General features: G+C 39.3%; 30 protein-coding genes. 1 reads left to right on the forward strand and 29 read right to left on the reverse strand.

Annotated features, from left to right (window positions below):
- Nucleotide 1: 1 nt before the first annotated feature.
- Nucleotides 2-367, forward strand: a complete 366-nt coding sequence (locus CBG10_RS08760) for a phage holin family protein (protein ID WP_179225377.1) — start codon at nt 2-4, stop codon at nt 365-367.
- Between the two features lie 256 nt (nt 368-623).
- Here CBG10_RS08760 and rlmD read toward each other — a convergent pair whose 3' ends face one another.
- The 29 genes from rlmD to rpsE form a co-directional block, all read right to left on the reverse strand.
- Nucleotides 624-1,994 carry a 23S rRNA (uracil(1939)-C(5))-methyltransferase RlmD gene (rlmD, locus tag CBG10_RS08765; RefSeq protein ID WP_179225378.1) on the reverse strand — a complete coding sequence of 457 codons (1,371 nt, stop codon included), beginning with the start codon at nt 1,992-1,994 and terminating at the stop codon, nt 624-626.
- Between the two features lie 96 nt (nt 1,995-2,090).
- Nucleotides 2,091-3,104 (reverse strand): diacylglycerol kinase, encoded by a 1,014-nt coding sequence (locus CBG10_RS08770; RefSeq protein ID WP_094501192.1) that lies wholly within the window; start codon nt 3,102-3,104, stop codon nt 2,091-2,093.
- Nucleotides 3,105-3,113: 9 nt separating this feature from the next.
- Nucleotides 3,114-4,538 (reverse strand): Asp-tRNA(Asn)/Glu-tRNA(Gln) amidotransferase subunit GatB, encoded by a 1,425-nt coding sequence (gene gatB, locus CBG10_RS08775; protein WP_003664499.1) that lies wholly within the window; start codon nt 4,536-4,538, stop codon nt 3,114-3,116.
- A gap of 1 nt (nt 4,539) precedes the next feature.
- A complete protein-coding gene (gene gatA, locus CBG10_RS08780) occupies nt 4,540-6,012 on the reverse strand; it encodes an Asp-tRNA(Asn)/Glu-tRNA(Gln) amidotransferase subunit GatA (RefSeq protein WP_094508372.1) in 1,473 nt (490 codons plus the stop codon).
- A complete protein-coding gene (gatC, locus tag CBG10_RS08785; RefSeq protein WP_003664503.1) occupies nt 6,012-6,329 on the reverse strand; it encodes an Asp-tRNA(Asn)/Glu-tRNA(Gln) amidotransferase subunit GatC in 318 nt (105 codons plus the stop codon). Before gatC ends, gatA begins: the two co-directional genes overlap by 1 nt.
- A gap of 151 nt (nt 6,330-6,480) precedes the next feature.
- Nucleotides 6,481-7,596, reverse strand: coding sequence for a CamS family sex pheromone protein (locus CBG10_RS08790; protein ID WP_019253117.1), 1,116 nt, complete (start codon nt 7,594-7,596; stop codon nt 6,481-6,483).
- A 3-nt stretch (nt 7,597-7,599) separates the two neighbouring features.
- On the reverse strand, nt 7,600-9,642 hold the full coding sequence (gene ligA / locus CBG10_RS08795) for an NAD-dependent DNA ligase LigA (RefSeq protein WP_094501186.1): 2,043 nt from the start codon (nt 9,640-9,642) through the stop codon (nt 7,600-7,602).
- A gap of 18 nt (nt 9,643-9,660) precedes the next feature.
- Nucleotides 9,661-11,934: a DNA helicase PcrA gene (gene pcrA / locus CBG10_RS08800; RefSeq protein ID WP_094512397.1), complete on the reverse strand. Its 2,274-nt coding sequence runs from the start codon at nt 11,932-11,934 to the stop codon at nt 9,661-9,663.
- Between the two features lie 157 nt (nt 11,935-12,091).
- Nucleotides 12,092-13,225, reverse strand: a complete 1,134-nt coding sequence (locus CBG10_RS08805) for an ATP-grasp domain-containing protein (protein ID WP_094512398.1) — start codon at nt 13,223-13,225, stop codon at nt 12,092-12,094.
- A gap of 16 nt (nt 13,226-13,241) precedes the next feature.
- A complete protein-coding gene (locus CBG10_RS08810) occupies nt 13,242-13,817 on the reverse strand; it encodes a xanthine phosphoribosyltransferase (RefSeq protein ID WP_003668766.1) in 576 nt (191 codons plus the stop codon).
- Between the two features lie 17 nt (nt 13,818-13,834).
- Nucleotides 13,835-14,461, reverse strand: a complete 627-nt coding sequence (locus tag CBG10_RS08815; RefSeq protein ID WP_003674860.1) for a glycoside hydrolase family 73 protein — start codon at nt 14,459-14,461, stop codon at nt 13,835-13,837.
- Between the two features lie 149 nt (nt 14,462-14,610).
- Nucleotides 14,611-15,384, reverse strand: coding sequence for a (S)-acetoin forming diacetyl reductase (locus CBG10_RS08820; RefSeq protein ID WP_094508380.1), 774 nt, complete (start codon nt 15,382-15,384; stop codon nt 14,611-14,613).
- Between the two features lie 115 nt (nt 15,385-15,499).
- The gene (rpsI, locus tag CBG10_RS08825; RefSeq protein WP_003668771.1) at nt 15,500-15,901 is read right to left on the reverse strand and encodes a 30S ribosomal protein S9; all 402 of its coding nucleotides are present in this window, start codon (nt 15,899-15,901) and stop codon (nt 15,500-15,502) included.
- Between the two features lie 7 nt (nt 15,902-15,908).
- Nucleotides 15,909-16,352: a 50S ribosomal protein L13 gene (gene rplM, locus CBG10_RS08830; RefSeq protein WP_003672672.1), complete on the reverse strand. Its 444-nt coding sequence runs from the start codon at nt 16,350-16,352 to the stop codon at nt 15,909-15,911.
- A gap of 105 nt (nt 16,353-16,457) precedes the next feature.
- Entirely contained in the window at nt 16,458-17,228 is a 771-nt protein-coding gene (gene truA / locus CBG10_RS08835) for a tRNA pseudouridine(38-40) synthase TruA (RefSeq protein WP_094501180.1), read from the reverse strand.
- 19 nt (nt 17,229-17,247) lie between these two features.
- The gene (locus CBG10_RS08840; protein WP_094508382.1) at nt 17,248-18,051 is read right to left on the reverse strand and encodes an energy-coupling factor transporter transmembrane component T family protein; all 804 of its coding nucleotides are present in this window, start codon (nt 18,049-18,051) and stop codon (nt 17,248-17,250) included.
- Nucleotides 18,044-18,910, reverse strand: coding sequence for an energy-coupling factor transporter ATPase (locus CBG10_RS08845; RefSeq protein WP_094512400.1), 867 nt, complete (start codon nt 18,908-18,910; stop codon nt 18,044-18,046). The genes CBG10_RS08840 and CBG10_RS08845 overlap by 8 nt, the downstream gene beginning before the upstream one ends.
- Nucleotides 18,886-19,713 (reverse strand): energy-coupling factor transporter ATPase, encoded by an 828-nt coding sequence (locus CBG10_RS08850; protein ID WP_094508384.1) that lies wholly within the window; start codon nt 19,711-19,713, stop codon nt 18,886-18,888. The genes CBG10_RS08845 and CBG10_RS08850 overlap by 25 nt, the downstream gene beginning before the upstream one ends.
- A 219-nt stretch (nt 19,714-19,932) precedes the next feature.
- The gene (rplQ, locus tag CBG10_RS08855) at nt 19,933-20,316 is read right to left on the reverse strand and encodes a 50S ribosomal protein L17 (protein WP_003664528.1); all 384 of its coding nucleotides are present in this window, start codon (nt 20,314-20,316) and stop codon (nt 19,933-19,935) included.
- A 34-nt stretch (nt 20,317-20,350) separates the two neighbouring features.
- Nucleotides 20,351-21,295 carry a DNA-directed RNA polymerase subunit alpha gene (locus CBG10_RS08860; RefSeq protein WP_003664530.1) on the reverse strand — a complete coding sequence of 315 codons (945 nt, stop codon included), beginning with the start codon at nt 21,293-21,295 and terminating at the stop codon, nt 20,351-20,353.
- Nucleotides 21,296-21,380: 85 nt separating this feature from the next.
- The gene (gene rpsK / locus CBG10_RS08865; RefSeq protein ID WP_003664532.1) at nt 21,381-21,770 is read right to left on the reverse strand and encodes a 30S ribosomal protein S11; all 390 of its coding nucleotides are present in this window, start codon (nt 21,768-21,770) and stop codon (nt 21,381-21,383) included.
- A gap of 35 nt (nt 21,771-21,805) precedes the next feature.
- Nucleotides 21,806-22,171, reverse strand: a complete 366-nt coding sequence (gene rpsM, locus CBG10_RS08870; protein WP_003664533.1) for a 30S ribosomal protein S13 — start codon at nt 22,169-22,171, stop codon at nt 21,806-21,808.
- A gap of 31 nt (nt 22,172-22,202) precedes the next feature.
- Nucleotides 22,203-22,322: a 50S ribosomal protein L36 gene (rpmJ, locus tag CBG10_RS08875; RefSeq protein ID WP_003664535.1), complete on the reverse strand. Its 120-nt coding sequence runs from the start codon at nt 22,320-22,322 to the stop codon at nt 22,203-22,205.
- 36 nt (nt 22,323-22,358) lie between these two features.
- Nucleotides 22,359-22,577, reverse strand: a complete 219-nt coding sequence (infA, locus tag CBG10_RS08880; RefSeq protein WP_003664537.1) for a translation initiation factor IF-1 — start codon at nt 22,575-22,577, stop codon at nt 22,359-22,361.
- A 133-nt stretch (nt 22,578-22,710) separates the two neighbouring features.
- A complete protein-coding gene (locus CBG10_RS08885) occupies nt 22,711-23,364 on the reverse strand; it encodes an adenylate kinase (RefSeq protein ID WP_310735828.1) in 654 nt (217 codons plus the stop codon).
- 5 nt (nt 23,365-23,369) lie between these two features.
- Nucleotides 23,370-24,686, reverse strand: coding sequence for a preprotein translocase subunit SecY (gene secY, locus CBG10_RS08890; protein ID WP_094501172.1), 1,317 nt, complete (start codon nt 24,684-24,686; stop codon nt 23,370-23,372).
- A 1-nt stretch (nt 24,687) separates the two neighbouring features.
- Nucleotides 24,688-25,122: a 50S ribosomal protein L15 gene (rplO, locus tag CBG10_RS08895; RefSeq protein ID WP_003664540.1), complete on the reverse strand. Its 435-nt coding sequence runs from the start codon at nt 25,120-25,122 to the stop codon at nt 24,688-24,690.
- A gap of 31 nt (nt 25,123-25,153) precedes the next feature.
- Entirely contained in the window at nt 25,154-25,336 is a 183-nt protein-coding gene (rpmD, locus tag CBG10_RS08900; protein WP_003664541.1) for a 50S ribosomal protein L30, read from the reverse strand.
- 15 nt (nt 25,337-25,351) lie between these two features.
- Nucleotides 25,352-25,861 carry a 30S ribosomal protein S5 gene (gene rpsE / locus CBG10_RS08905; RefSeq protein ID WP_003664542.1) on the reverse strand — a complete coding sequence of 170 codons (510 nt, stop codon included), beginning with the start codon at nt 25,859-25,861 and terminating at the stop codon, nt 25,352-25,354.
- Nucleotides 25,862-25,865 lie beyond the last annotated feature (4 nt).

Consider the following 25,865-nt stretch of genomic DNA (forward strand, 5'->3'; position numbering starts at 1 on the left):
AATGATTAAAATTATTTTCGAATATTATCTCGGTGGAATTGATGATCTTCTCTACTGTCTATTAATTTTTATAGTAGTTAATTATTTAACACATATCTTATTTGCTATTGATAAACATAATTTTTCAATTAAAGCATTATTTCATGTTCTACTGTGTAAAATCGCAATTTTAATTCTAGTTAGTACTACACATATTCTAGATGTTCATTTATTAAAAAGTGGTACAAAAATTAGAAACTACACAATCATATTTTATATTTCAAAAGAATTAATTACTTTGTTAAAAATAATCAGTAAAATTGGAGTGCCAATTCCTGAAATATTGAAAAAAGTTATTAAATGTCTAATTAACAATACAAAACTTTAATTTTTTAATAGAACTACCCCATAAAGAAAGAATTATTATTCATTATTGGTCAATTATTCTTAGGTAATTGTAATATTTGAAGAATTTAATCCTGTAATAAACATTTACAACTTTTCATGGCATCGGTACTCTATTATTTACTCCCTATTCTCAATAAGAATCAGTTAATTGTTACCAGTTCAATTTTTGCCTTATAATTTATTTTTACAGACGTCTATTACAAGGAGCAGTTAAATTAGTTAAATTCACGTTCCCATTAGCTACATTCCAACACCGTTACGCTCTCCACATGTGTCGTCTGTGGAAACTGGTCCACCGGCTGAATTGGCTTCGTTACATGGTAGCCCTGATCAGCAAACCGCTTGATATCACGAACCAAAGTAGCAGGATTACAGGAAACATAAATCACTTTCTTTGGTCCCATCTTACCGGTAGCTTCGATCAGACTTTCAGCTAAGCCCTTCCGCGGTGGATCAACGATGACAACATCCGGTTTGAGCCCTTCTGCTTGCCACTTAGCAAATTGATCTTCCGCCTTACCAACAACAAACTTAGCATTCTTAATACCATTCCGTTTAGCGTTATGTTTGGCGTCTTCAATCGCGGCTGGGACAATTTCGACCCCGTAAACTTGCTTAGCGTGCTTAGCAACTGCCAATGAGATCGTCCCGATTCCACAGTAGGCATCAATAACTGTTTGACTGCCATTTAGCCCAGCATTATCAATGGCTGTTTGGTAAAGGCGTTCAGTTTGCTGCGGATTAACTTGATAGAAGGATAATGGGGAAATTGCAAAATCAATCTCGAGGAGCTGATCATGAATTTCATCAGCACCCCATAATGTTTTATTCTTATCGCCGAGCAAGCGGTTCGTTCGCTTATCATTGATGTTTTGAACGATGCTCTTTACTTCTGGAACCTCAGCAACAATCCCATCAACAATTTGCTTTTCCATCGGTAAGCGTTTGGTGTTGGTAACCAAAACAACCATTACCTCATGACTGTAATATCCCCGTCGAACCATTACTGTGCGAATCACGCCTTTACCAGTTTGTTCATCATATGGTGTAATGTGGTATTGCCGTAATAAGTCACGGACAACCACAATGGCCTTATCAATTTCTGGATCTTGGATATAGAAATCTTCAATCGGGACTAAGTTGTGACTTCCCCGCTTATAAAAACCGGTTTCTAATTGACCGCGGACCATTTTTACTGGTACTTGGGCCTTATTGCGGTAATGATAAGGTTTTTTCATCCCCGTCGTTGGCAATACTTCAATCTCATCTAAATGCGCCTTTGCCAGCAACTCAGCGATTTGGTGCTGTTTAAACTTCAATTGGGCTTCATATTTCAAATGACCAAGCGGCGCAATTCCTGTCTGGATATACTTTTTATCCTTAACATCAACCCGGTCAGGACTCTTCTTTTGCCATGCCATCACCCGGCCCCAGGCAAAATGACTGGCAACTTTAGTAATCCTTACTGTGATCTCTTCCCCTGGTAAAGCATTGGGAACGAAGACGGGAAAATCATCAATCTTCACAACCCCGTTACCCTCATAAGTTAGGTCAACTACTTTCGCAGGGTACTCTTCATTTTTATGTACTGGAATGTTTAGTTTCAAAGTTATTCCTCCATTAATTTCAACGTTACAAACTTCTCCTATTATAACAAAACAAACGGCCAACTTCCTCTTTGTGAAGCTGACCGTTTATTTATTCTATTTCTTTTCGCGATCTTTATAATCGTCAATGCCATCCATAAAGTCTTTTTCGACCCGCTTAAAATCAGCAGAAGTTGTAATTGCGTCCTCAGGAATTTCATCCAAATTAGCAATCACTTCTAAGTGCTGTTTTAAGTTATGGAAGTGCATCGGCGCGTCACCACCATATTCACCATCAAGGTTAATCATTAAGCGGTCTTCCTTATTTAAGGGAATAACTTCAATGTCAGTCGCCTTAGCATAAATAATTCGTGGATCATCAAGATGCTTACCTTGAAGCGCCTTTGCCATTAAACTTAGCATATCAATGACATTACTCTTCTTAATGATGATCATTGTAAACTTACCATCATCAAGAGAAGCATCAGGGACAATCTGTTCAAAACCACCTACTGAGTTAGTAAGGGCAATCATAAACATTGTTGCATTACCACGATATTCTTGCCCATCATACTTAATCAACATTTCAATCGGTTTAATTCGTGGGATTAATTCTGCACCCTTGGCAAAATAAGCAGCATAGCCAAATAATGATTTCATTTGGGATGGAACTTCGTAGGTTACTTCTGTCATTGTCCCACCAGCTGCAATATTCATGAAGTAATTATCCCCCGCACGACCAATATCAATCTTAAACTTCTTATTTTTTTTCAAGATTAACTTAGCCGCCGCAATCGGATCATCTCGTGGGATTCGTAATGCTCGTGCATAATCATTCGTTGTTCCGGCAGGGATAATGGCTAATGTCGGCCGGTGTTCTAAGCCCGCGATTCCATTAACCACTTCATTAAGTGTCCCATCACCACCAGCTGCAACGATTAAATCAAAACCATCCTTAGCAGCACGGGTAGCTTCATTTTTGGCTGAGTTAGGAGCAGGAGTAGTCGCAAAAGCACTGGTCTCATAACCTGCTTTTTCATAAATCGATAGGATATCTACGAGGTCGCTACGAAAAGTCTCACGCCCCGAAGTAGGATTATAAATTATCCGAGCACGTTTTCGCACGGTCATCCCCCCTAACTATTTAGCCTTTAAAGACTTCATCAATAATTGAGTAACAACTTGTGGATTTGCTTTACCACGCGTTTGCTTCATGATTTGACCCATTAAGTAGCCGACAGCCCGGTCTTTACCATTCTTAAAGTCTTCAATTGATTGTTCATTGTTATCAAGAACTTCATCAACGATTGGCTGCAGTTGTGCAGGATCAGATAATTGAACAAGACCGTGTTCCTTTGCGTAAGCATTTGGCTCCTCACCATCTAAGATACCCTTGAAGACCTTCTTAGCCATCTTAGAAGAAATTGTCCCATCTTCAATCAACTTCACCATGCCGGCAAGGTTAGCTGGAGTAAGCTTGGTGTCTTGTAAGTCAACTTGCTTATCGTTCAAGTATGAGTTTACATCGTTCATTAAGTAGTTGGCTACCCGCTTAGGATCGCCACCGTCCTTAACAGCCTCTTCAAAGAAATCAGACATTTCCTTAGTCTGGGTAAGAACCATGGCATCGTAATCAGTTAAGCCAAGGTCCTTAACATAGTGCTCACGACGCTCACCAGGCATTTCTGGCATTTCGCTTTCAATTTCACTAATCCATTCATCGCTAACGTTTACTGGTGGCAAGTCTGGTTCTGGGAAGTAACGGTAATCATCAGAACCTTCCTTTGTCCGCATCAAAATAGTCTCACCAGTCGCTTCATCATAACGACGTGTTTCCTGACCAATGTGTCCACCAGCCATCAATACTTTTTGATGCCGTTTTTCTTCAAATGCGAGGGCCTTCCGAACATAATTAAAGGAGTTGATGTTCTTCATTTCTGTCTTGGTCCCAAACTTGTCAGAACCGATTGGCCGAATTGAGATGTTGGTATCAACCCGCATGGATCCTTCTTCCATCTTCACATCAGAGATCCCCGTAAATTGGATCCGTTGACGCAATGCTTCCAAGTAGGCTACCGCTTCTTCAGGTGAGGCGATATCTGGCTTAGAAACAATTTCGATCAAAGGAGTTCCTTGCCGGTTCAAGTCAACATATGAATACTTACTGGTGTGAGTGTTCTTACCAGCATCTTCTTCAATATGCATTTCTTTGATACCGATCTTTTTCTTCTTACCATTTACTTCAATTTCAATCCAACCGTCATGAGCGATTGGCGTATCTGATTGAGTAATCTGGTAGGCTTTCGGGTTATCAGGATAGAAGTAGTTCTTCCGATCAAAGTGCATGTGGTGGGCAATTTGAGCATGAAGAGCAAGTCCAGCCATGATTCCGTCACGAACGACACCCTTATTTAAACTTGGCAATACACCAGGGTAACCCCAGTCGATGACATTAGTGTTTGCATTAGGCTGGTCACCGTATTCAACGGGGGATGGACTGTAAATTTTTGAATTAGTCTTTAATTCAACGTGGACTTCTAGACCGATTGTTGTTTGAAAGTTCATCTTAGTTTTGACCTCCTAACTGTGGTGTCTTCTTATGGAAATCAGTTGTCTGTTCAAAGACATATCCAGTGTTATAAACTGTTTGTTCGTCAAATGCTTTTCCGATGATTTGCAGACCAACTGGCATGCCATTTTTAGCAGAGAAGCCAGCAGGAATGGACATTGCAGGAAGGCCGGCCATATTAACGGGAACAGTCAATACGTCGTTCATGTACATAGTTTGTGGATCATCAATCTCCGCACCAATCTTAAATGCCGTTGAAGCACCAGTAGCACCAACGATTACATCATGATCCTTAAATACGTCTTCAAAATCTTGGGCAATAAGACGGCGAACTTTAGCGGCCTTATTAAAGTAAGCATCATAGAAACCAGCAGAGAGAGAGAATGTCCCTAACATAATCCGCCGTTTAACTTCTTCACCAAAACCTTCCGAACGAGAACGAACATAAACATCTTCCAAGTTCTTAACATCAGCAGCTCGGAAGCCATAACGGATACCATCGTAACGTTGAAGGTTAGAAGATGCTTCAGATGAGGCTAAAATGTAGTAAGCAGGAACCCCATACTTGGTGTGTGGCAAACTTACTTCATCAACAATTGCGCCGAGGGATTCTAAGTGGTCCAAAGCAGCCTTGATTACTTCTTGAACATCTTCGTCTAAGCCATCAAAGTATTCCTTTGGCACAGCAATCCGTAAGCCTTTAACATTCGTATTTTCGTTTAATTGGGCTGCCCAGTCTGGAACTTCTTTAAGGGAAGATGTCATATCCCGTTCATCATTTCCACTGATGAGGGCGGTCAACAAGGCATTATCCTTAACATTTTGGGTCAACCAGCCGACTTGGTCAAAACTTGAACCAAAGGCAATGATTCCCCACCGCGATACACGACCGTATGTAGGCTTCATCCCAACGACACCGTTAAAGGAAGCAGGCATCCGAATAGAACCACCAGTATCAGTACCAAGCGCACCTAAAACATCCCCGGCCGCAACAGCAGCAGCAGAACCACCGGAAGAACCACCAGGAACCCGTGTAAGATCCCATGGGTTATGAGTTGTAAAGAATGCTGAATTTTCAGTAGATGATCCCATGGCAAATTCATCAAGGTTAGTCTTACCAACGTTGATATAATCAGCAGCATTTAACTTTTCAACCACTGTCGCGTCATATACAGGGTTAAAGTTTTCAAGCATCTTAGAAGCAGCTGTAGTTGTGAGGTCCTTAGTTAAGATATTATCCTTAACTGCAAGCGGAACCCCTGCAGTTAATTGATCAGCACTAATGCCCTTTGCATCAATCTCAGCTGCCCGCTTCAGTGCTTGTTCTTCATTTAAGCTGATGAAGGCTTTAACTTGGTCTTCGTTACCCTTAATGTGGGCAAAAGTTTCCTTTGTTAATTCAGTTGCACTGATTTTCTTATTTACCAAGTCATCGTGCAATTGACTCAAGCTTGTTTGGTAAAAATCCATTATTCGCCGTCCTCACTTTCGTCAAGAATTGCCGGAACCTTGATGTAGCCACCATCAGTTTCAGGAGCATTGTTAAGCAAGGCTTCTTGTTCTTCTTTGGAACTCTTAATTGCCTTATCTTCACGCATTACATTTACCCGATCGGTTGCTGATGTCATTGGTTCAACGCCATCGGTATCAACCGCTTCGAGGTCTTCAAACATATCAATAATGTTTCCTAGTTGAGTGGTAAACTTACCAAGTTCATCCTTAGGGAACTCAAGCTTAGCAAGTTCAGCAACGTGTTCTACTTGTTGCTCAGTGATTTTACTGGCCATTCTCTCTACCTCTTTTCCAGTAATTTAAAATCTACATATACATTTAACAATTTTAGCACAGAATAGGCTCCTATTTCATCCATGTAGAAATAAAAAAGGAGTTATCGATTCGCATTTTCTAGTAACGAATCGATATTCTCCTTTTTCACCTTTAATAAGAATCAAAAATATGCGACTGGAAGTTATCAGAACCAGCATTCCGATAAACAACCGCTTGAATTTCGGAATCAGATTGAATCTTAATATCAATCGGAATCCCATTAGGCAGGTACTTCTTTGCTGCCCGGGTAATATATTGGGTAAAACTAGTAATTTCACTTTGACTATAGAACTGAGTAGTAACGGTAATGTGCATCCCCGACAAAGTTCCATTTTCATATTGTGCTTGTGCTGTAACTCCGCTCAAGTTAGGGAAGAAACTTTGAATCTGACTCTTAAAGTTTGAGAAACTATCGTCATCAGTTTGATCAGAACTATTAGTTGTTGATGCACTAGCCTTTGGAAGGACTACATTCTTGTAATTTAACTTCCGCCAGCTACTAATCGTATTACCACTATTCTTGCTATAAGCAAAGAATGTACCACCAACTAAACTATCATCTGGTGCTTGTTTGTATAGTGCAATCACGATTGGAACATTTCCAACGCCTGACTTTTTCCGCACTCGTTGAAGAACCTTTTGTGCCGCGATTTCACCTTGACGACGAACCTCACTATCACTAATCTTCTTAGTTAAAGTTGGTCCTCCTGTCTTAGTTTGGTAGTTGTATTCGGAATTTATTCCAATCCCAATCGTAATCCCCCGCAATTTCATGGAATTACCACTTTCTTGCATATAATCTTGTTCTTCAATTTGTTGAATATAGACTGGGTTAGGGTTACTCTTCTTTCCTTGAGCAGGGTTTAGCCCTTCAGGATTACTCTTTGTTTTTCGACCAAGCCAGTTTTCAATCGTGCCACTACTAAGGTATTGACCTTCTTGGAAAATATAGCTTTTTGTTGAAAAGACCCGTTTTGAAACCTGAGTCAAACCACTTTCAAAACTTTTAAGGTTATATTGATTATCATTTTGTGAGACATTTATACCTCGAGCTTTACTTGTTCGGTAACGACCATTTTTAATCACACCTTGATAAGTACCATTACTTGAACCAGTCGTTGAATAGTTTTTCGATGACGACTTTCCTCCAAAACCACATGATGCAAGCAAGACAGTACACATCAAAACGGCAGCACTAACGGCTATTTTTTTTGCCTTTCGCTTCACGATTTACTGTTCCTCCTTCATTGCTTGGCTGAATTGCTGTTCATTCCATACATCAATGCCCAGGTCTTGAGCTTTTGTTAGCTTACTACCAGCATCAGCACCCGCAATGACAATATCTGTTTTCTTTGAGACGCTTCCGGTTACCTTAGCCCCGTGGTTTTCAAGCCATGACTTTGCTTCCCCACGAGTCATTTCAGTTAGCTTACCAGTCAGTACTACTCGCCGACCATTCCATTCGCTATCAGGATTAGCATTTGACCGTGAGCCAAGATAAGCAAAGTTTACCCCAACTTCTCGTAATTCGTCAATTAATTTAACAACTTGTTGATTAGCAAAATAAGTTACGATACTTTCGCCAATTGTTGGCCCAATTCCACTAATGGCAGAAATTTCATCGGCATCAGCCTTCATTAAGCTATCAAGGTCACCGAAATGTTCCATGATAATTCGAGCAGCTTTCGCACCAACATGCCGAATTCCAAGACCAAATAATAAGCGCTCGACAGAATTATTACGACTATTATCGATCGATGTCAATAGATTAGCGGTCGATTTCTCACCAAATTTATCTAAAGTTAATAATTGGTCATGATTAAGCCGATACAAACCGGCAACATCATGAATTAATTCTTTATCCCATAGCTGTTCAATAATTCTAGGACCAAGCCCATCAATATTCATGGCATTCCGAGAAGCGAAATGTGCTAAGCCTTCTTTAATCTGTGCTGGACACATTGGATTAATACAGCGTAACGCAACTTCACCATCAAGATGAACTAATTCTGAGCCACAGACCGGACACTTCGTTGGAATCTCATATTCAACAGAATCTGCAGGACGCTTAGTTAGTTCTACTTTTGAAATTTCAGGAATAATGTCACCCGCTTTATGCAGGTAAACAGTATCACCAATCCGAATATCTTTCTCTCGTAAGTAATCAGGATTATGCAAAGAAGCTCGACTAACCGTTGTACCCGCTAATTGAACCGGGTCCATAACTGCTGTTGGTGTTACATTGCCGGTCCGTCCGACAGTCCAGACAATATCACGGACAATCGTTGCTTGTTCTTCGGGAGGGAATTTATAAGCAATTTCCCAGCGCGGCACCTTAACTGTATTCCCAAGGGCAACTTCCGTATCAAGATCATTTACTTTTTCAACAATTCCATCTATCCCGTAAGTGAGCTTATCTCGTTGAGCTGTATATTCTTCAATATACTCCTCAATCTCTTCACGGTTATGGACAACTCGATTATTAGGATTAACATTAAAGCCTAATTCTCGCATACGATCAAGTGCTTCTGCTTGGGTCTTAACGCCCAGCTTTTGATATTCAGGAACATAGTACATAAATGTATCTAGTTCACGTTGCGCCGTTACTTTTGGATCTAGTTGCCGCAAACTTCCGGCTGCCGCATTCCGGGGATTAGCAAAAACTGGCAACCCTTCTGCTTCGCGTTTAGCATTTAACTTCGCAAAAGCTGCTTTGGGCATATAACATTCGCCCCGAACCTCGATTGACAATGGCTCTGACAATTCGGCGGGAACTGACTTGATAGTTCGGACATTAGCAGTAACATCTTCACCAATCGTTCCATTGCCACGCGTAGAACCTTGAACTAACTTTCCATTCTCGTAAACAAGTGAAAGAGAAAGACCATCGATTTTTAGTTCGAGATTATATTCGGGCTCAACTTCGACATCCCGATTTTCCTGTTGTCGTTGGTTAAAGTCCATCAATTCTTCAATCGAAAAGACATCCCCCATCGATAACATCGGAATTTCGTGCCGAACTTTTGTTAATTGGCTTTCTGTTGCTCCTCCTACTCGTTGGGTTGGTGAATCGGCAGAGACTAATTGGGGAAATTGTTCTTCTAGTTGTACTAATCGCTGATAAGCACGATCATATACATGGTCCTCTACACTTGGATTGTCTTGTTCATAATATTCTTTTCCCCACTTAGTCAATTTTGCTCGTAATGGCTTAATCTCATCTTGAGCTTCTTGAAGGGTTAATTCTTTTACTGGCGTCTGTTTTTCGCTCATCTCATCCGCCTCATTTCATTATTTTTGTACTTTCGTAATTGGGGCAAAACTTGCCAATAACCGCTTTACACCCTGACCTGGAAAGGCAATATCTAATTCCATATCATTACCACTACCGTTAACTTTGACCACTGTTCCTTGGCCCCACTTTTTATGTTCAACTTTATCGCCAGTTTTCCAGCCAACTTTATCGGCCCCAGTTCCGGTGTTAGTAATTGGTTTAACCCGCTTACCAGCACTGCGATATGTCCGCTTTTGTTGGTCACGGTAGGTAGTAGCGGTCGCAGCAGCACGATCAAATGGCAGTTTACTATCTTTAATACTATTACCTGATAGGCTATTTTCAAACTGTAGCAACTCAGAATCAATTTCTTCTACAAATCGTGATGGTTGGTTACGTTGGATACGACCATAAAGTAAGCGTGAAAAGGCATTAGTAAGATAAAGCTTCTTCTTTGCCCGCGTAATTCCAACATAGGCTAAGCGACGTTCTTCTTCCAATTCATCATCTTCCATTAAAGCTCTCGATAATGGGAAAATACCTTCTTCCATTCCCACAAGAAAAACAACTGGAAATTCAAGTCCCTTAGCTGCATGTAATGTCATTAAAGTTACAGCAGGTGCTTGTTCGTCAACATCATCTTGATCTGAAACAAGGGCCAAATCAGCTAAAAAGTTAATAATTTTTTGCAAATTAGGATCATCATCGTCTTTATGCTGTTCATCATATTCTTGCGTAACCGACTTAAATTCATCAAGGTTTTCACGACGAGCTTGTGCTTCAAGACTTCGATCATCACTCAGCATCTTATTGTAGCCACTTAACTCTAAAATCTGTTCAGTTAAATCAGTTAACGTTAGATATTCTGCTTGTTTAGTCAAGTTAGCCATTAATTGACCAAATTCATCAATTTTGTTTCGTGTTCGTGCAGTAATTTCACTAGCAGTATCAACATTTTGAGCTGCCTTTAATAATGTCCAGCCATTTTCATTAGCAAAATTGCGAAGATGTTCCACACTAGTTAAACCAATTCCTCGTTTGGGCGTATTAACAACTCGTTCAAAGCTCATTGAATCGGCAGGGTTAACGATTAAAGTCAAATATGCTAAAATATCACGAATTTCACGCCGGTCATAGAATTTATGACCACCGACCATCGTATAGGGAATACTACTCTTCAAGAAAGTTTCTTCAACCATCCGTGATTGCGCATTAGTCCGATAAAGGATCGCAAAGTCATTAAAGTGATAACCATGCTTTTCTTGTTCTTCTTTAATCTTCGAAACAATAAACTGCGCTTCATCGTGTTCATTTTGCGCGCGGTAATACGAAATTTTGTCCCCTTGACCATTTTCTGTCCACAAATTCTTCTTTTTTCGATAAAGGTTATTAGCAATAACTTCATTCGCTGCATTTAAAATTGTTTGCGTTGACCGATAGTTTTGCTCAAGCATTACTGTCTTGGCTTGAGGATAATCATGCTCAAAATTCAAAATATTGTTCATATTAGCTCCACGCCAACCATAAATACTCTGATCTGCATCCCCTACCACACACAAATTTTGGTACTTTTGCGCTAATAAATTAACTAACCGGTATTGGGCATCGTTTGTATCCTGGTACTCATCAACATGGATGTAGTGGAACTTATCTTGATAAAATTCAAGTGTCTCTTGATCACTTTCCAATAACTCAATGGTCTTCATAATCAGGTCATCAAAATCTAATGCCTGATTAGCTTCTAGCTCTTGTTGGTAAAGCTTATAAGCACGTGCAACCATGTTTTCAAACATACTATTAGCTTCTTTACTATAGTCATCTGGCGTCAACAAAGCATTTTTAGCATTAGAAATCGTACTTAAGATACTGCGGGGATCGAATTTTTTGGTATCAATATTTAATTCTGCGCAAATCCGCTTCATTAACGTCCGTTGCTCACTTGTATCCGCAATCGTAAAGGCGCGATTGTAGCCAATTTTTTCAATGTCACGACGGAGGATTCGAACACATAATGCGTGAAAAGTCGATACCCAAATCTCATTAGCACTTTCACCAAGTAATTTACCAACCCGCTCTTTCATTTCGCGCGCAGCCTTGTTAGTAAAAGTAATTGCTAAAATGTTCCATGGTAATACACCATTTTCTTCAATTAAGTAAGCAACCCGGTGTGTAAGAACCCGTGTCTTTCCTGATCCAGCACCGGCCATTACTAATAATGGTCCCTCTGTCGTTAATACTGCTTCGGATTGTTTATCGTTCATTCCTTCTAATAATGCTTGACCGTTATTCACGCTTGTTCCATCCTCTCTAAATTTTCATCGGCTAATATTATACCAAATTAGGATCTCATTTGGTGCTAAAATCGAACATACGTTAGGAAAAATAAAGAGACTGCGATTTCATCCCCAGTCCCTCGTAATCTTGTACGCTTAATTTGTAATTTCATGATCAAGCCTGGTCGTTCCAAACTTCAGTATCGTCAACCTGATTCTTTAAGGCTGCCAAGTTATCGCCGCCGGTTACCCAGACAAAGCCTAGAATTGCTTGATCATCGTCCCCAACATCATTAAAGAACCTAAATTGCCAGTTATTCTTCAACAACCATTGCCGCTGAATTGCCCGTGATTGATAATTGCGAACTACCATCAACAAACCAATTTGTAATGGTGTAATAACATGCAGGGGCATTCCAACAGCGCTTCTTAATTGTTCTTCATACTGGTCAACATTTGTCGTGACATCATAAATATTAGCAATCGATGTTAACCCTGGTTCAATATTCTTTACATAAAGAGTACCAGTAGAAGTAACATAAAAGTTAACGGAAAATACACCCCGATATTCAAGAGATGCCGCAACACTTTTTACAATCCGCTGCATCTCTTTTAACATATCATCGTGAATATTTGCTGGTGTCGCAACAGAAATCAACTGGCGCTTGTCATTGTAATGAAGCTGAGCAAGGGGAAAAATCTCTGTATCTTTTCCATCAGTTGCCGCTGTCATCGTATATTCATTTGTATGTTCAATCCACGATTCTAGTAAATATGTACCAGTATCAATAAAATCAGCGGCGCGAGTAATATCTGATTGGCGCTCAATCAGCATTGAATTTTCCCCAATTCCTCGTTGAATGGGTTTTAATAGTGCAGGATAGCCAATGGAATCAATTGATTGGTAAACATCATCTAAACTAACCACCGTCACATATGGAGCAATGTTAATATTTACTTGATCTAAGAAAGCCCGTTCCATTAACCGGTCTTGAACAATTTCAAGAGCATTAATCCCCTGTGGAATCACTGCATATTGATTCAAAAAGTGCAGGACGCGAGAATCGACATTAGGGGTTTGATAAATAACTGCATCACACGCTTCCCCAAACTGAGTTAGTTTTGTCCGATCGTTCATTGCCCCTACAATTGTAAAGTCAGCCATTTTAGTTACTGATGGCTGAGAGCGATCCACATACACCCCAACATTAAAGCCTGCCTTTTTCGCTGCCGCAATAAGTGTAGCCCCATTACGGTTAATTCCAATAATTCCTAAAGTACTACCTGGGTAAATAGCATCTCTGCCCATTTTATCACTTCCCTTATTAGTCTTTTACGAATTCAACTTTATTATCACTCAATGATTGAATTCGTGCCAACGATTCGACACGAATTCCACGTTCTTTTAGTTCACCAGCTCCAGGTTGAAAACTTTTTTCAATAACTATTCCTGCACCAGCTACTTGAACCCCTGCTTGATCGGCAATTTCTAATAAACCTTCTACTGCCTGACCATTAGCCAAGAAATCATCAATCATTAAAATTTTATCGTCAGCATCTACATACTTTTTAGAAATTGAAATCCGATTGGTTGTTTTCTTGGTATATGAATATACATCAGCAGTATACATATTTTGGTTAAGAGTAAGACTCTTATGCTTACGAGCAAAAATAACTGGGAGGTTCATTTCCAACCCGGTCATTACAGCTGGCGCAATTCCTGATGATTCAACTGTCCAAATTTTAGTAATACCTTCATTAGCGAAAAGTTTGGCAAATTTTTGACCGATATGCAACATTAATTGAGGATCAACTTGATGGTTCAAAAAGGCATCCACTTTTAAAACATTACCCGGTAAAACAGTCCCATATTCCTTAATTTTTTCTTCTAGCTCTTTCATTTTCGTACCCCTCTATATTACTTATCATAATTATATAATTTATATGCCTTAATCACAGAAATTAATTTTTGTGCATAATCAGGATCAGTCGCATACCCTGCTTCTTGTAATCCACGAGCTGCTTCTTGATAATTAGTCGCATGAACAACTCGATCATAATTTTGTTGATTGGTGTCTGTCCCATTTAACATCAATCGCGTATGATCCTTAATAGAGTCGCTCCAACTATCATAAACGCGGAACCGTCCCTTAGTAACGATCCACTTACCATTAATGTATTCTTTAGTTGTCATTACTCGTGAATTTGTTCCCGTTCCCTTAATTCCAAATAAATTATGGTATTGCGATGCTAACTGACTCGTTCCCCATTGAGATTCAAGAATCGCTTGGGCAATCGTAATTGATGCATAGACATGATAAGTATTTTGCATTGCCTGGGCTTCAGGAGCAACTTGCTGAATAAATAATTGCTTCGCTCGGCGATCCTTTTCACGTGCCTCTTGTTCAATTCGTTGCTGATTCCAGATTCGGTAAAAATGGTGTCCAACGTAAACACCCAAAAAAATAACAATAACAGCAAGAATGCTAATAATCCAATTTCTACCCGTATGGCGGTTTTTGCTTCTCCGCTTCCGTTTTGCCACAAGCCTAGCCTCCTCATTTCTACTAGTTACTAATTGTAGCAAAATCCATCTCGTTTGGGTTAATTTATCGTAATATTTTTAGAAGAAGTTAAAAAAGCGCAGCTGAAAAATTCTTTTCCAGTTGCGCTTGCTGCTACTAGCATTAAATATTAATGGAATTGCATTCCACCATCAACAATAATTGTCTGTCCAGTAACGTAATTTGAATCAGGACCAGCTAAGAAACTTACCACATTAGCAACATCTTCTGGTTCAGAAAGACGCTTCATTGCAATGTTCTTCGCAAAAGTTTCCATTCCCCATTCATCACTCTTACCAGCGTTTTGACCAACTTGATGTGCAATATCATACATCATCGGTGTCTTAACGATTCCTGGTGCAAAAGCATTTACCGTAATATCTTCAGTTGCCAAATCTTGAGCTACTACCTGCGTAATGCCTCGAATAGCAAATTTTGTTCCAGAATAAAGTGCAAGGTTAGGATTACCAACAACACCAGCTTGAGATGTAGCATTGATAATTTTACCACCATGGCCAAGCTCCTTAAATGCCTTGTGGGCAGCTTGAATTCCCCATAAAACGCCGGCAACGTTTACGCCATATACTTTTTCAAACTGTTCTGGTGTAATTGAATCGATTGGAGTCGTAGGACCTAATCCAGCATTATTAACGATTACATTAAGATCTCCAAAATGTTCGACTGTTTTCTCAACAGCTGCAAATACTTCTTCCCTATTTGCTACATCAGCTACAAGTGGGAGTGATTCTCCACCATTATTATTAATTTCATCAGCAACTTGTTGGAGCTTTGCCTCGTTTAATGCTACAAGAGCAACTGCAAAGCCATCCTTAATCAATCTTTCTACAATTGCCTTACCAATTCCTTGGCTTGCTCCAGTTACTAATGCTACCTTTTTAGTCATTAGTAATCCCTCCTTTATATTAGTTATCATTTATTATACCGTATATTAAATTCCGTTTAAATATAAAAAAGACACCAGCAAAACACTGATGTCTCTGGAAGCGATAATCGAAATATTAACGCTTACTGAATTGAGCAGCCTTACGAGCTTTCTTAAGACCTGGCTTACGACGTTCCTTCATACGAGGGTCACGAGTTAAGAGACCAGCCTTCTTTAAAGCGTCACGGAAGTCTGGATCAACAGCGAGAAGTGCACGGGCGATACCGTGACGTACTGCACCTGCTTGACCAGAGAATCCACCACCATTAACGTTAGCTAAAACGTCGTATTGACCTTCTGTTTTAGTAACAGCAAATGGTTGGTTAACGATAGCACGTAAGTTGGCAAATGGAATGTAGTCTTCAATTGCCTTGCCGTTCATCGTAATCTTACCTGAACCTGGTACTAAGCGAACGCGTGCGGTTGCATCCTTACGCCGACCAGTACCACTGTATTGTACTTGTTGAGCCAATTCCATTCCCTCCTTAGATTAAGTTAGTAATGTCTAAAACTTCTGGGTTTTGTGCAGCATGTTTGTGGTCTTCACCAGCATAAACATGTAACTTCAAACCTTGCTTGTGACCAAGAGAGTTATGTGGAAGCATACCCTTGATAGCAGTTTCCAATAACTTCTCTGGTTCCTTTGCAAGGAAGTCACCAGCAGTCCGTTGCTTCAAACCACCAGGGTAGTTTGAGTGACGGTAGTACATCTTTTGAGATGCTTTCTTACCAGTTAACTTAACTTGCGCAGCGTTGATAACGATAACGTAATCACCAGTATCAACGTGTGGAGTAAATGTTGGCTTGTTCTTACCGCGCAAAATTGATGCTACTGCAGATGCTAAACGACCCATTGGGACATTCTTAGCATCGACAACGTACCATTTGCGTTCAACTTCACCAGGTTTTGCGATGTATGTCGTTCTCACGATTAAGTCCTCCAATTTTGTTTTTCTTTTACATATAATAGTGTACCGAGTTATTAGATGGAAAAGAAATACCAATGGCTAGTATACCTTCTTCTAGTACTTTCGTCAATCCTTTTCATCATTTGTTCCATAATCTACATTAACTAAATATAAACCACTCGCTGGAGCTGTCATCCGTGCCAATGTCCGATCCTTTGCTGTAAGGACTCGAGACACGTCATCTACTGGCCGCTGATTGCTTCCGATTTCTAAGAGAAAAGCGACCATTATTCGGACTTGGTTATAAAGAAAACCATTACCAGTAAAATCAAAGACGACTTCATTTCTTAATTCGTCTCGTCTAATTGTAATATTCTCAATCGTCCGTACATTGCTTTTTGCTTGACTCCCCGACGCAACAAAACTTGTAAAGTCATGAGTTCCAACTAAATCATTAGCTGCTTTTCTCATCTTTTCTAAGTTAAGAGGATATTTAAAATGAGAAGTATAGTTGCGTTTAAATGGGTTCACAAATTCCCCCTGATCAACCCGATAACGATAAGTCTTACGATGAGCACTGTATCGCGCATGGAAATCATTATCCACTAATTCGGCCTTCTTAATTAAAATATCCAGTGGCAAAATGCTGTTGAGGGCCTTTCTCATCGATTCATTACTTAAATGATAGGGAATATCAAAGTGCGCAACCTGATTCAGAGCATGAACTCCTGCATCTGTTCTTCCTGAGCCGATAACGGGAATAGCAGGAGTTGGGTGCTTAGCAATTTTATTTACTGCATTCTTTAATGTTTGTTCAACTGTCCGCTTATTTGGTTGAATTTGGAAACCGGAAAAATTGGTTCCATCATAAGCAAAGGTTATTTTATAACGATACATTGTTTACTTCCTTATTAATTTAGAAAAATATTCGAATACAAACTAGACCAACTGTCACAATCAATAGCGCCAAGCTAGCCCACGCATCATTTTTATGCCAAACTAATTGACGATAATGAGTCCGTGGTGCATTAGGATCATACCCTCGTGCTTCCATTGCCGTTGCTAATTCTTCTGCCCGCTTAAACGAGTTGACAAACAATGGGATAAGAATCGGAACTAAATGTTTAATCCGTGTCAAAAGATTTCCAGCGTTAAAATTAATCCCGCGGGCCCGCTGAGCTTTCATAATTTTATTAGTTTCATCCATAATAGTTGGAACAAAGCGCAACGCAATGGAAAGCATTAACGTAATCTGATTGACAGGGACCTTAATTATTTGTAATGGTTTCATTAACCATGCCAAGGCGTCTGCAATCTGAAAAGTTTGAGTGGTGGCAGTTAAAACTGTTGAGGCAGTGATAATTACAATAAAACGATAGAAAATAATCAATGAGTTAATAAGACCGTCACGAGTTATTGCCATAATTCCCCAATGCCAATACATCTTTCCGCCACTACTAAATAAAATTTGAAACGCTACTGTTATCAAAATAATTAAAAATAACGGCTTAATTCCTTGCCAATACTGTCTTAACCCAACATTACTTAACTTAATTGCCGCAAGGAGCGCTAATAAAAGCCATATAGCAGCTAAAAAATTATTCACGAAGAAAATTAAAATAACGTAAATAATACACATAATTAGTTTTATTCGTGGATCAAGACGATGAAGGATCGATTTTACTGGTACATAACTACCAAATACGATTTTACTATTCATTTTCTTTTCTCCTCATCGCTTCTGCTATTTCATCTGCTAATGCATCAAGCGTAAGCGGTTCTGTATTTTTTAAAGTTATCCCATCTTTACTAAGGAATTGCGCAACTTCGACGGAAACAGGCAACGTCAATGATAGTTTTTTTAATCGTTGAGCATCATTAAATAATTGCTGAGGAGTCGTATCCGCAACAACCTGCCCATTACTCATTGCAATTACGTGATTAGCATAGTAGGCTACCTGTTCCATTTGGTGAGTAACCATTATAATCGTTGTTCCCTTCATATTAAGTTCTTTAATAAGTTTAAGCAAATCATTAGTTGCTTGAGTATCCAGTCCCGCTGTTGGTTCATCAAGAATTAAAATTTTGGGATCCATTGCTAAAACGCCAGCAATCGCTACTCGCCTCATCTGTCCTCCAGAAAGCGCAAAAGGGGAGTGTGACTTTAATTCTAACGGCAAATCCACCATTTTTAATGCTTCGTCAACTGCTTTTTCAATTCTTTTTGCAGACCACCCTAAATTATGAGGCCCAAAAGCAATATCCTCCGCAACTGTTTCTGCAAATAGTTGCTGTTCAGGAAATTGGAATACAAAACCGACTTGATGGTGGATTTTACTTAAATATTCAGCTTTTGTCGTTGCATTAATTTCTAAACCTGCTACATTAAGTTCTCCACTACTAGGTTTTATTAATCCATCAATTAATGAAACCAATGTTGATTTTCCACTTCCGGTTTGTCCAATAATGGCAACAAATTCCTGCTCATGAATTGTTAATGAAATATTATGTAAGGCTTCATTAGTAGAATTGGGATATGTATAGTGGAGTTTTTTTACTGTAATTGCTGCTTTAGCCAATTTTTTAGCTCCTCTAAATTTAAATATCTATTTGGAATATCAATTCCTCGTTCAACCAATAATTTCTGCAGTTGCTGACTCGCAGGAACTCCTACTCCAATTTCAAGTAATAATTCTTTATCTTTAAGAATTTCGGCTGGAGTACCTTGCTTTACAACTTGCGAATCATTTAATACAACTATTTTATCCGCTAGCTCAATTTCTTTAAGATCATGCGTAATCGAAATAATTGAAAGGTTATATTCATTTTTTAATCTTCGCAATAAAGACAAAATTTCTTGTCGTGCTAAAGGATCAAGCATACTAGTGGCCTCATCAAGGATTATTATCTTAGGCATTAATGCAAGGATTCCTGCAAGTGCTACCCGTTGCTTTTGTCCTCCTGAGAGATTAATAGGAGCTGTGTTTTTATAATCACTCATTCCCACCATCTTTAAAGCTTTATCAATCTTTTCCTCCATTTCATTTCGAGCTACTTGTCGGTTTTCAAGTCCGAATGCAACATCGTCAGCAACTGTTGCTCCTACAAATTGATTTTCAGGGTTTTGAAAAACGAATCCTATTTGCTGGTGAATCTGACCTAAAGAACTTTCGTTAACTTGAATCCCGTCAACTTCAATTGATCCCGCAGTAGGACTGAGTAACCCATCAAGTAATCGGGCTAATGTACTCTTTCCGCTACCATTATGGCCAATAATCGCTGTCCAAGAAAATGGTTCAAAATCTAGATTGATATTTTTTAAAACGGGGTATTTACTGTCTGGATATGTAAATACAAGCTTTCGAATTTTTATTCCAGTCACAGTATTTCCTCTTTTCAATTTTAGTTAATAAGTATATTTTAGCAAAGTCCACAGAATTATCTATCAAAATTAAATTTAAAATAAAAAATCACTTACCATTGAAGTGCGCGAGGGTTTCCCGCATTCAAGCTAGACTAGGGTTTCCCCACCATCGTAACGCTCTATACTATCAATGATAGTGATTCTTTATTACGTATTTAGTTTATGTGAACAAATCAATTAGTCCACTAATTCAAGAATAACCATTGGTGCACCGTCACCACGACGAGGCATAGTCTTCAAGATGCGTGTGTAACCACCGTTACGATCTGCATACTTTGGAGCAAGTTCTTCAAAAAGGTTTTGAAGAGCAGATTGTACACGAATATCATCGCCATCTTCCTTAACATCAGCAACAACATTACGTACAAAAGCGGCAGCCTTACGACGAGAAGCTAAATCACCATGCTTAGCAAGTGTAATCATCTTATCAGCGGTCTTACGAACTTCCTTAGCACGTGCTTCAGTAGTGGTAATACGACCATTAACGATTAAATCTGTAGTTAAATCACGCAATAAAGCCTTACGTTGTGAACTTGTACGTCCTAATTTACGGTAACTCATAAAGTGGTTCCCTCCTTTGCAATTGGTATACTAATTAGTCGTCTTGGCGAAATGAAACACCAAGATCATTTAACTTAAGTTTAATTTCTTCTAACGACTTTTGTCCTAAGTTCCGAACCTTCATCATATCAGACACTGTTCGATCAGTTAATTCCTTAACAGTATTGATACCAGCTCGCTTCAAACAATTGTAAGAACGTACAGAGAGATCAAGCTCTTCAATCGTCATTTCAAGCATTTTCTCTTTGTGTGTTTCTTCTTTTTCAACCATCACTTGAGCATTTTGAGCTGTTTCTGTTAAATCAACAAACATAGCTAAGTGTTCAGTCAAAATCTTCGCACCTAGACTAACTGCTTCAGTTGGTGTTAATGAACCATCAGTCCAAACATCCAGCGTCAACTTATCATAATCGTTACGCTGACCAACCCGTGCATTTTCAACAGTGTAATTTACACGTTCAATTGGGGTATAGATGGAATCAATCGGTAAAACACCAATTGCTAAATCATCCATCCGGGCCTTATTATCGTTAGCAGAAAGGTAACCGCGACCCTTATCAGCAGTTAACTTGATGTGTAATTCTGCGCCATCAGCAACAGTTGCAATATGCAGATCAGGATTTAAGATTGTAACTTCATTATCACCCTGGATATCACTTGCAGTTACTTCAGCAGGTCCTTTAACATCTAATTCAAGATTCTTTTGATCCTCAGAATCAAGTTTCAAAGAAACTTTCTTAAGATTTAGGATAATCTGCGTAACATCCTCAGTTACACCTTCAACAGTGCTAAATTCATGTAAAACACCATCAATTTGCATACTCGTAATCGCTGCACCTGGCAAAGATGCAATTAATACACGTCTTAACGAGTTACCGAGAGTGGTTCCATAACCGCGCTCAAGTGGTTCTACGACAAATTTACCGTAGTTATCTGTTTCTTCAACTTTGTGAATATTTGGCTTTTCAAATTCGATCATTCTATCCTTGTACCCCTTTCAAAACGTGGTTCGTATTTGAGACAAAAAGGCAATTGATGGAAATAATTGTCTCCAGCAATGTCAATTAAACACGACGACGCTTTGGAGGACGAGAACCATTGTGAGGAACAGGTGTTACATCACGAATAGCAGTAACTTCCAATCCAGTTGCTTGAAGTGCACGGATAGCAGCTTCACGACCTGAACCTGGACCCTTAACTTCAACTTCAACAGTCTTCATACCATGTTCCATAGCTTGCTTAGCAGCAGCTTCTGAAGCCATTTGAGCAGCAAATGGAGTGGACTTCCGACTTCCCTTAAAGCCTAAAACACCAGCTGAGGACCATGCTACAGCGTTACCTTGAACGTCAGTAATCATGATCAAAGTGTTATTAAATGTTGAGTGAATGTGTGCAACACCAGTTTCAACATTCTTTTTTGCACGACGCTTACGCGTACCTTTTTTGGTTGCCATATCTAGTACTAACCTCCTTTTTTTATAAAGTTAAATTACTTCTTCTTATTAGCGATAGCTACAGCCTTACCCTTACGAGTACGAGCATTGTTCTTAGTATGTTGACCACGAACAGGTAGGCCACGACGGTGACGCATACCACGGTATGATCCAATTTCTTGAAGACGCTTGATATTCATTGAAACTTCACGCCGTAAATCACCTTCAACTTGAATTTGATCTACTTGTGCACGAATCTTTTCTTCTTGATCTGGAGTCAAATCACGAACACGGATATCTTCTGATACACCAGCATTTTCAAGAATCTTCTTAGCAGTAGAATTACCAATACCAAAAATATATGTTAAGCCGATTACGATTCGCTTGTCACGAGGTAAATCGACACCTGCAATACGAGCCATGAGCTACACCTCCATTTCTCTATAAAATAAATTACTTACCTTGACGTTGCTTATGCTTTGGGTTAGCAGAGCAAATAACCATAACACGACCATTACGCTTAACGATCTTGCAGTGCTCACACATCTTTTTAACAGATGGTCTTACTTTCATTCTAAAATCCTCCTATTGAGAGTAAATGATCAATAACTACTTGAACCGGAAAGTAATCCGACCCTTTGTAAGGTCATATGGAGACATTTCTACTTTAACACGGTCTCCTGGTAAAATTTTAATGTAGTGCATCCGAATTTTGCCAGAAACATGTGCTAAAATTTCTGCTCCATTTTCCAATTCAACTTTAAACATTGCATTAGGCAAAGTTTCAGTTACTTTACCTTCTACTTCAATTACATCGGCTTTGGCCACGAAATAGTACCTCCTTACCTATTCTAGATATTACGTAAAAATGGTGGAAAGTATAAAACTTCCCACTAATCAGATAGATAAACCTTGCATAGTTTAGCATATGTTTACAAACTTCGCAAGAGATAACTATTATCTAGTTTAGGTTTGTTAATACTTTCTTGATATCTTCGTAAACTTTATCGATATCTTGTTCACCATTAATTTCGTGCAAAACACCTTTCTTTTGGTAATAGTCTACCAGTGGTGTGTTCAACTTAATATTAACATCTAGACGATTCTTAACCGTTTCAGGCTTATCATCATCACGCTGATAAAATTCATGATGACCACAAACGTCACATGTGCCTTCAACTTTAGGAGCATTATAAAGTTTATGATATGTTGCTCCACAGTTACGACAAATAAAACGTCCACTTAAACGTTCTACCAATACATCCGGTTCAACGTGAATATTGATCACAGCATCAAGATGCCGATTACTCTCTGCTAACATCTTATCCAAAGCTGCTGCTTGGTTAAGATTACGAGGAAATCCATCCAGCATAAAGCCATCTTTAGTATCATCTTGAGCTAACCGTTCCTTAACGATACCGTTAGTAACTTCGTCCGGAACAAGTTCACCTTTATCAATATATTTCTTAGCTTCAATTCCCATGGGAGTTTCATTCTTCATGGCTGCCCGAAAAATATCTCCAGTTGAGATATGAGGAATTGGAAAATCTTCAACGATCTTTTGAGCTTGAGTACCTTTACCGGCACCTGGAAGTCCCATTAATACAAGATTCATACTCATTAGTCATTTCCTCCTTTAGGTTCTCGAATAAATCCAATATATTCGCGCTTCATTGTTAGTCCGTTTAACTGTCGAACAACATCTAAAGCAATTTGTACGATAATCAGTAAGCTTGTACCACCTAAACCAATTGACTGACTTAGGTTCCATACGTTACTTGCAATTAACGGAATTAAGGAGATTAATCCTAAGAATAATGAACCTACTGTACTCAATCGCATTAACAATGAAGAAATATAGTCTTGTGTACCCTTTCCAGGACGTACCCCAGAAATATAACTTCCTTGCTTTTGCAAATTCTCAGCAAGTTTTTCTGGGTTAACCTGAACAAAGGCATAGAAAAAGGTAAATACAACAATCAAAAATACATACAGTGCGATCCCAGGACCAGATTGCATGTTAAAAATGGTCGTCATGATTTGATACCAACTATCCCCACCATGGTTTTGCTGGAAAGCCATAAGAATAGTTTGCGGGGTTGAGATAAAAGAACCAGCAAAAATAACAGGAATAACACCTGATACGTTAATCTTCAAAGGAAGATAACTACTGGATGGTGAAGTAGTGGTTCGTCTTGTGTATTGAATTGGTAGACGTCTTTCCGCCTGCTGTACCCATGTAACAAATGCTACAATAATTAAAATTGCAACAATAACAAGAGCAACAAATCCAATTCCCATCCACAAAGCAGAACCAGATTCACCAGCAATTTGGTCATCCCATAACTGACGAATTCCACCTGGCATTTGCGCAACAATACCAGCAAAAATTAACATGGAAACACCATTACCCAATCCACGTTCAGTAATCATGTCTCCCATCCAAGTAGCAAACATTGTACCTGCAGTTAAAATTAAACCGATTGTTAAATACGTTTGAACACCAGGGTGATTAACCAAACGAATAGTACTCAATGCATTAAACCCGGCGGTAATACCGATTGATTGAATAAATCCAAGTACAATCGTTAACCATCGGGTTGCTTGATTAAGTTTTCGCCGTCCTACTTCTCCTTGTTTACTCCATTCAACAAAACGCGGAACAATATCCATTTGTAATAGTTGAACAACAATTTGCGCAGTAATATATGGAGACACTCCCATTGCAAATAAAGAGTAATTCTCCAATCCACCACCACTAAAGGTATTGAGGATTGATGCTAAACCGGTTGAGGAGATTTCCTGCAAAGCAGCAGCGTTAACTCCAGGAACGGTAATCGCTGCCCCAATCCGATAGACAATCAATACAAACAATGTAAAGAAAATCTTTTTACGGATATCTTTTACCTTGAATGCATTTTTGACGGCTGTGAACAAACTACATCACCTCAGTTTTACCACCGGCAGCTTCAATTGCAGAAACTGCAGAAGCAGAAAACTTATTAGCCTTAACAGTTAATTTCTTTTCAAGCTTACCGCTACCAAGAATCTTGATACCGCTCTTCAAGTTCTTAACTAAACCACTTTCCATCAATAATTGTGGAGTAACTTCTGTACCATCATCAAACTTGTTTAATGATGCCAAGTTAACAATTGCGTATTCTTTCCGGTTAATGTTGGTAAATCCACGCTTTGGAATTTGCCGGTAAAGTGGCATTTGACCCCCTTCAAATCCTAAACGGGTCTTTCCATGAGCCTTTTGCCCCTTAGTACCACGTCCAGATGTAAAACCGTGTCCTGATGAAAGTCCACGACCCTTACGAAGACGCTTAGAACGAGAACCAGCAGCTGGCTTCAATTCGTTTAACTTCATTAGTAGGCACCTCCTTATTATTTAATTTTAATTACTTAACTTCTTCAACAGAAACCAAGTGAGCGATCTTAAAAATTTGACCGCGTGTTGCCGCATTATCTGGTAAGATAACTGAGCTATTGATCTTACCTAATCCCAATGCCTTAACAGTACGACGTTGAGTAGGTTGTCGGTGGGCAACACTGTGAATTAAGGTAACTTTTACTTGAGCCATAATTTAGTGCCCTCCTTATTCTGCTAAGTGGTCTACTGAAACACCACGTAACTTTGCAACTTCTTCAGCGTTCTTTAATTGCTTCAAACCTTCAAACGTTGCACGAACAACGTTAACAGGTGTGTTAGAGCCAAGACGTTTAGAAGTAACGTCCGCAACACCGGCAAGGTCCATAACATTACGAACCGCACCACCGGCAGCAACTCCAGAACCTTCAACAGCTGGCTTTAACATGATTTTTCCACCGCCGTATACACCAATAACTTCGTGTGGAATAGTAGTTCCAACGATAGGAACAGTAATCAAGTTCTTTTCAGCAGCTGCTTGAGCTTTACGAATAGCTTCTGGAACTTCTTGAGCCTTACCAGTACCAAAACCAACATGACCTTTACGGTCACCAACAATTACTAAAGCAGCGAAACGCATACGACGTCCACCCTTTACAACCTTAGTAATCCGGTTGATGGCTACAACTTGATCGTCTAAATCCAACTTTGCTGGATCAATGAATTCTGATGATGCCATTGCA

This window comes from Limosilactobacillus reuteri, assembly GCF_002254085.1.
Lineage (GTDB): Bacteria > Bacillota > Bacilli > Lactobacillales > Lactobacillaceae > Limosilactobacillus > Limosilactobacillus reuteri_K.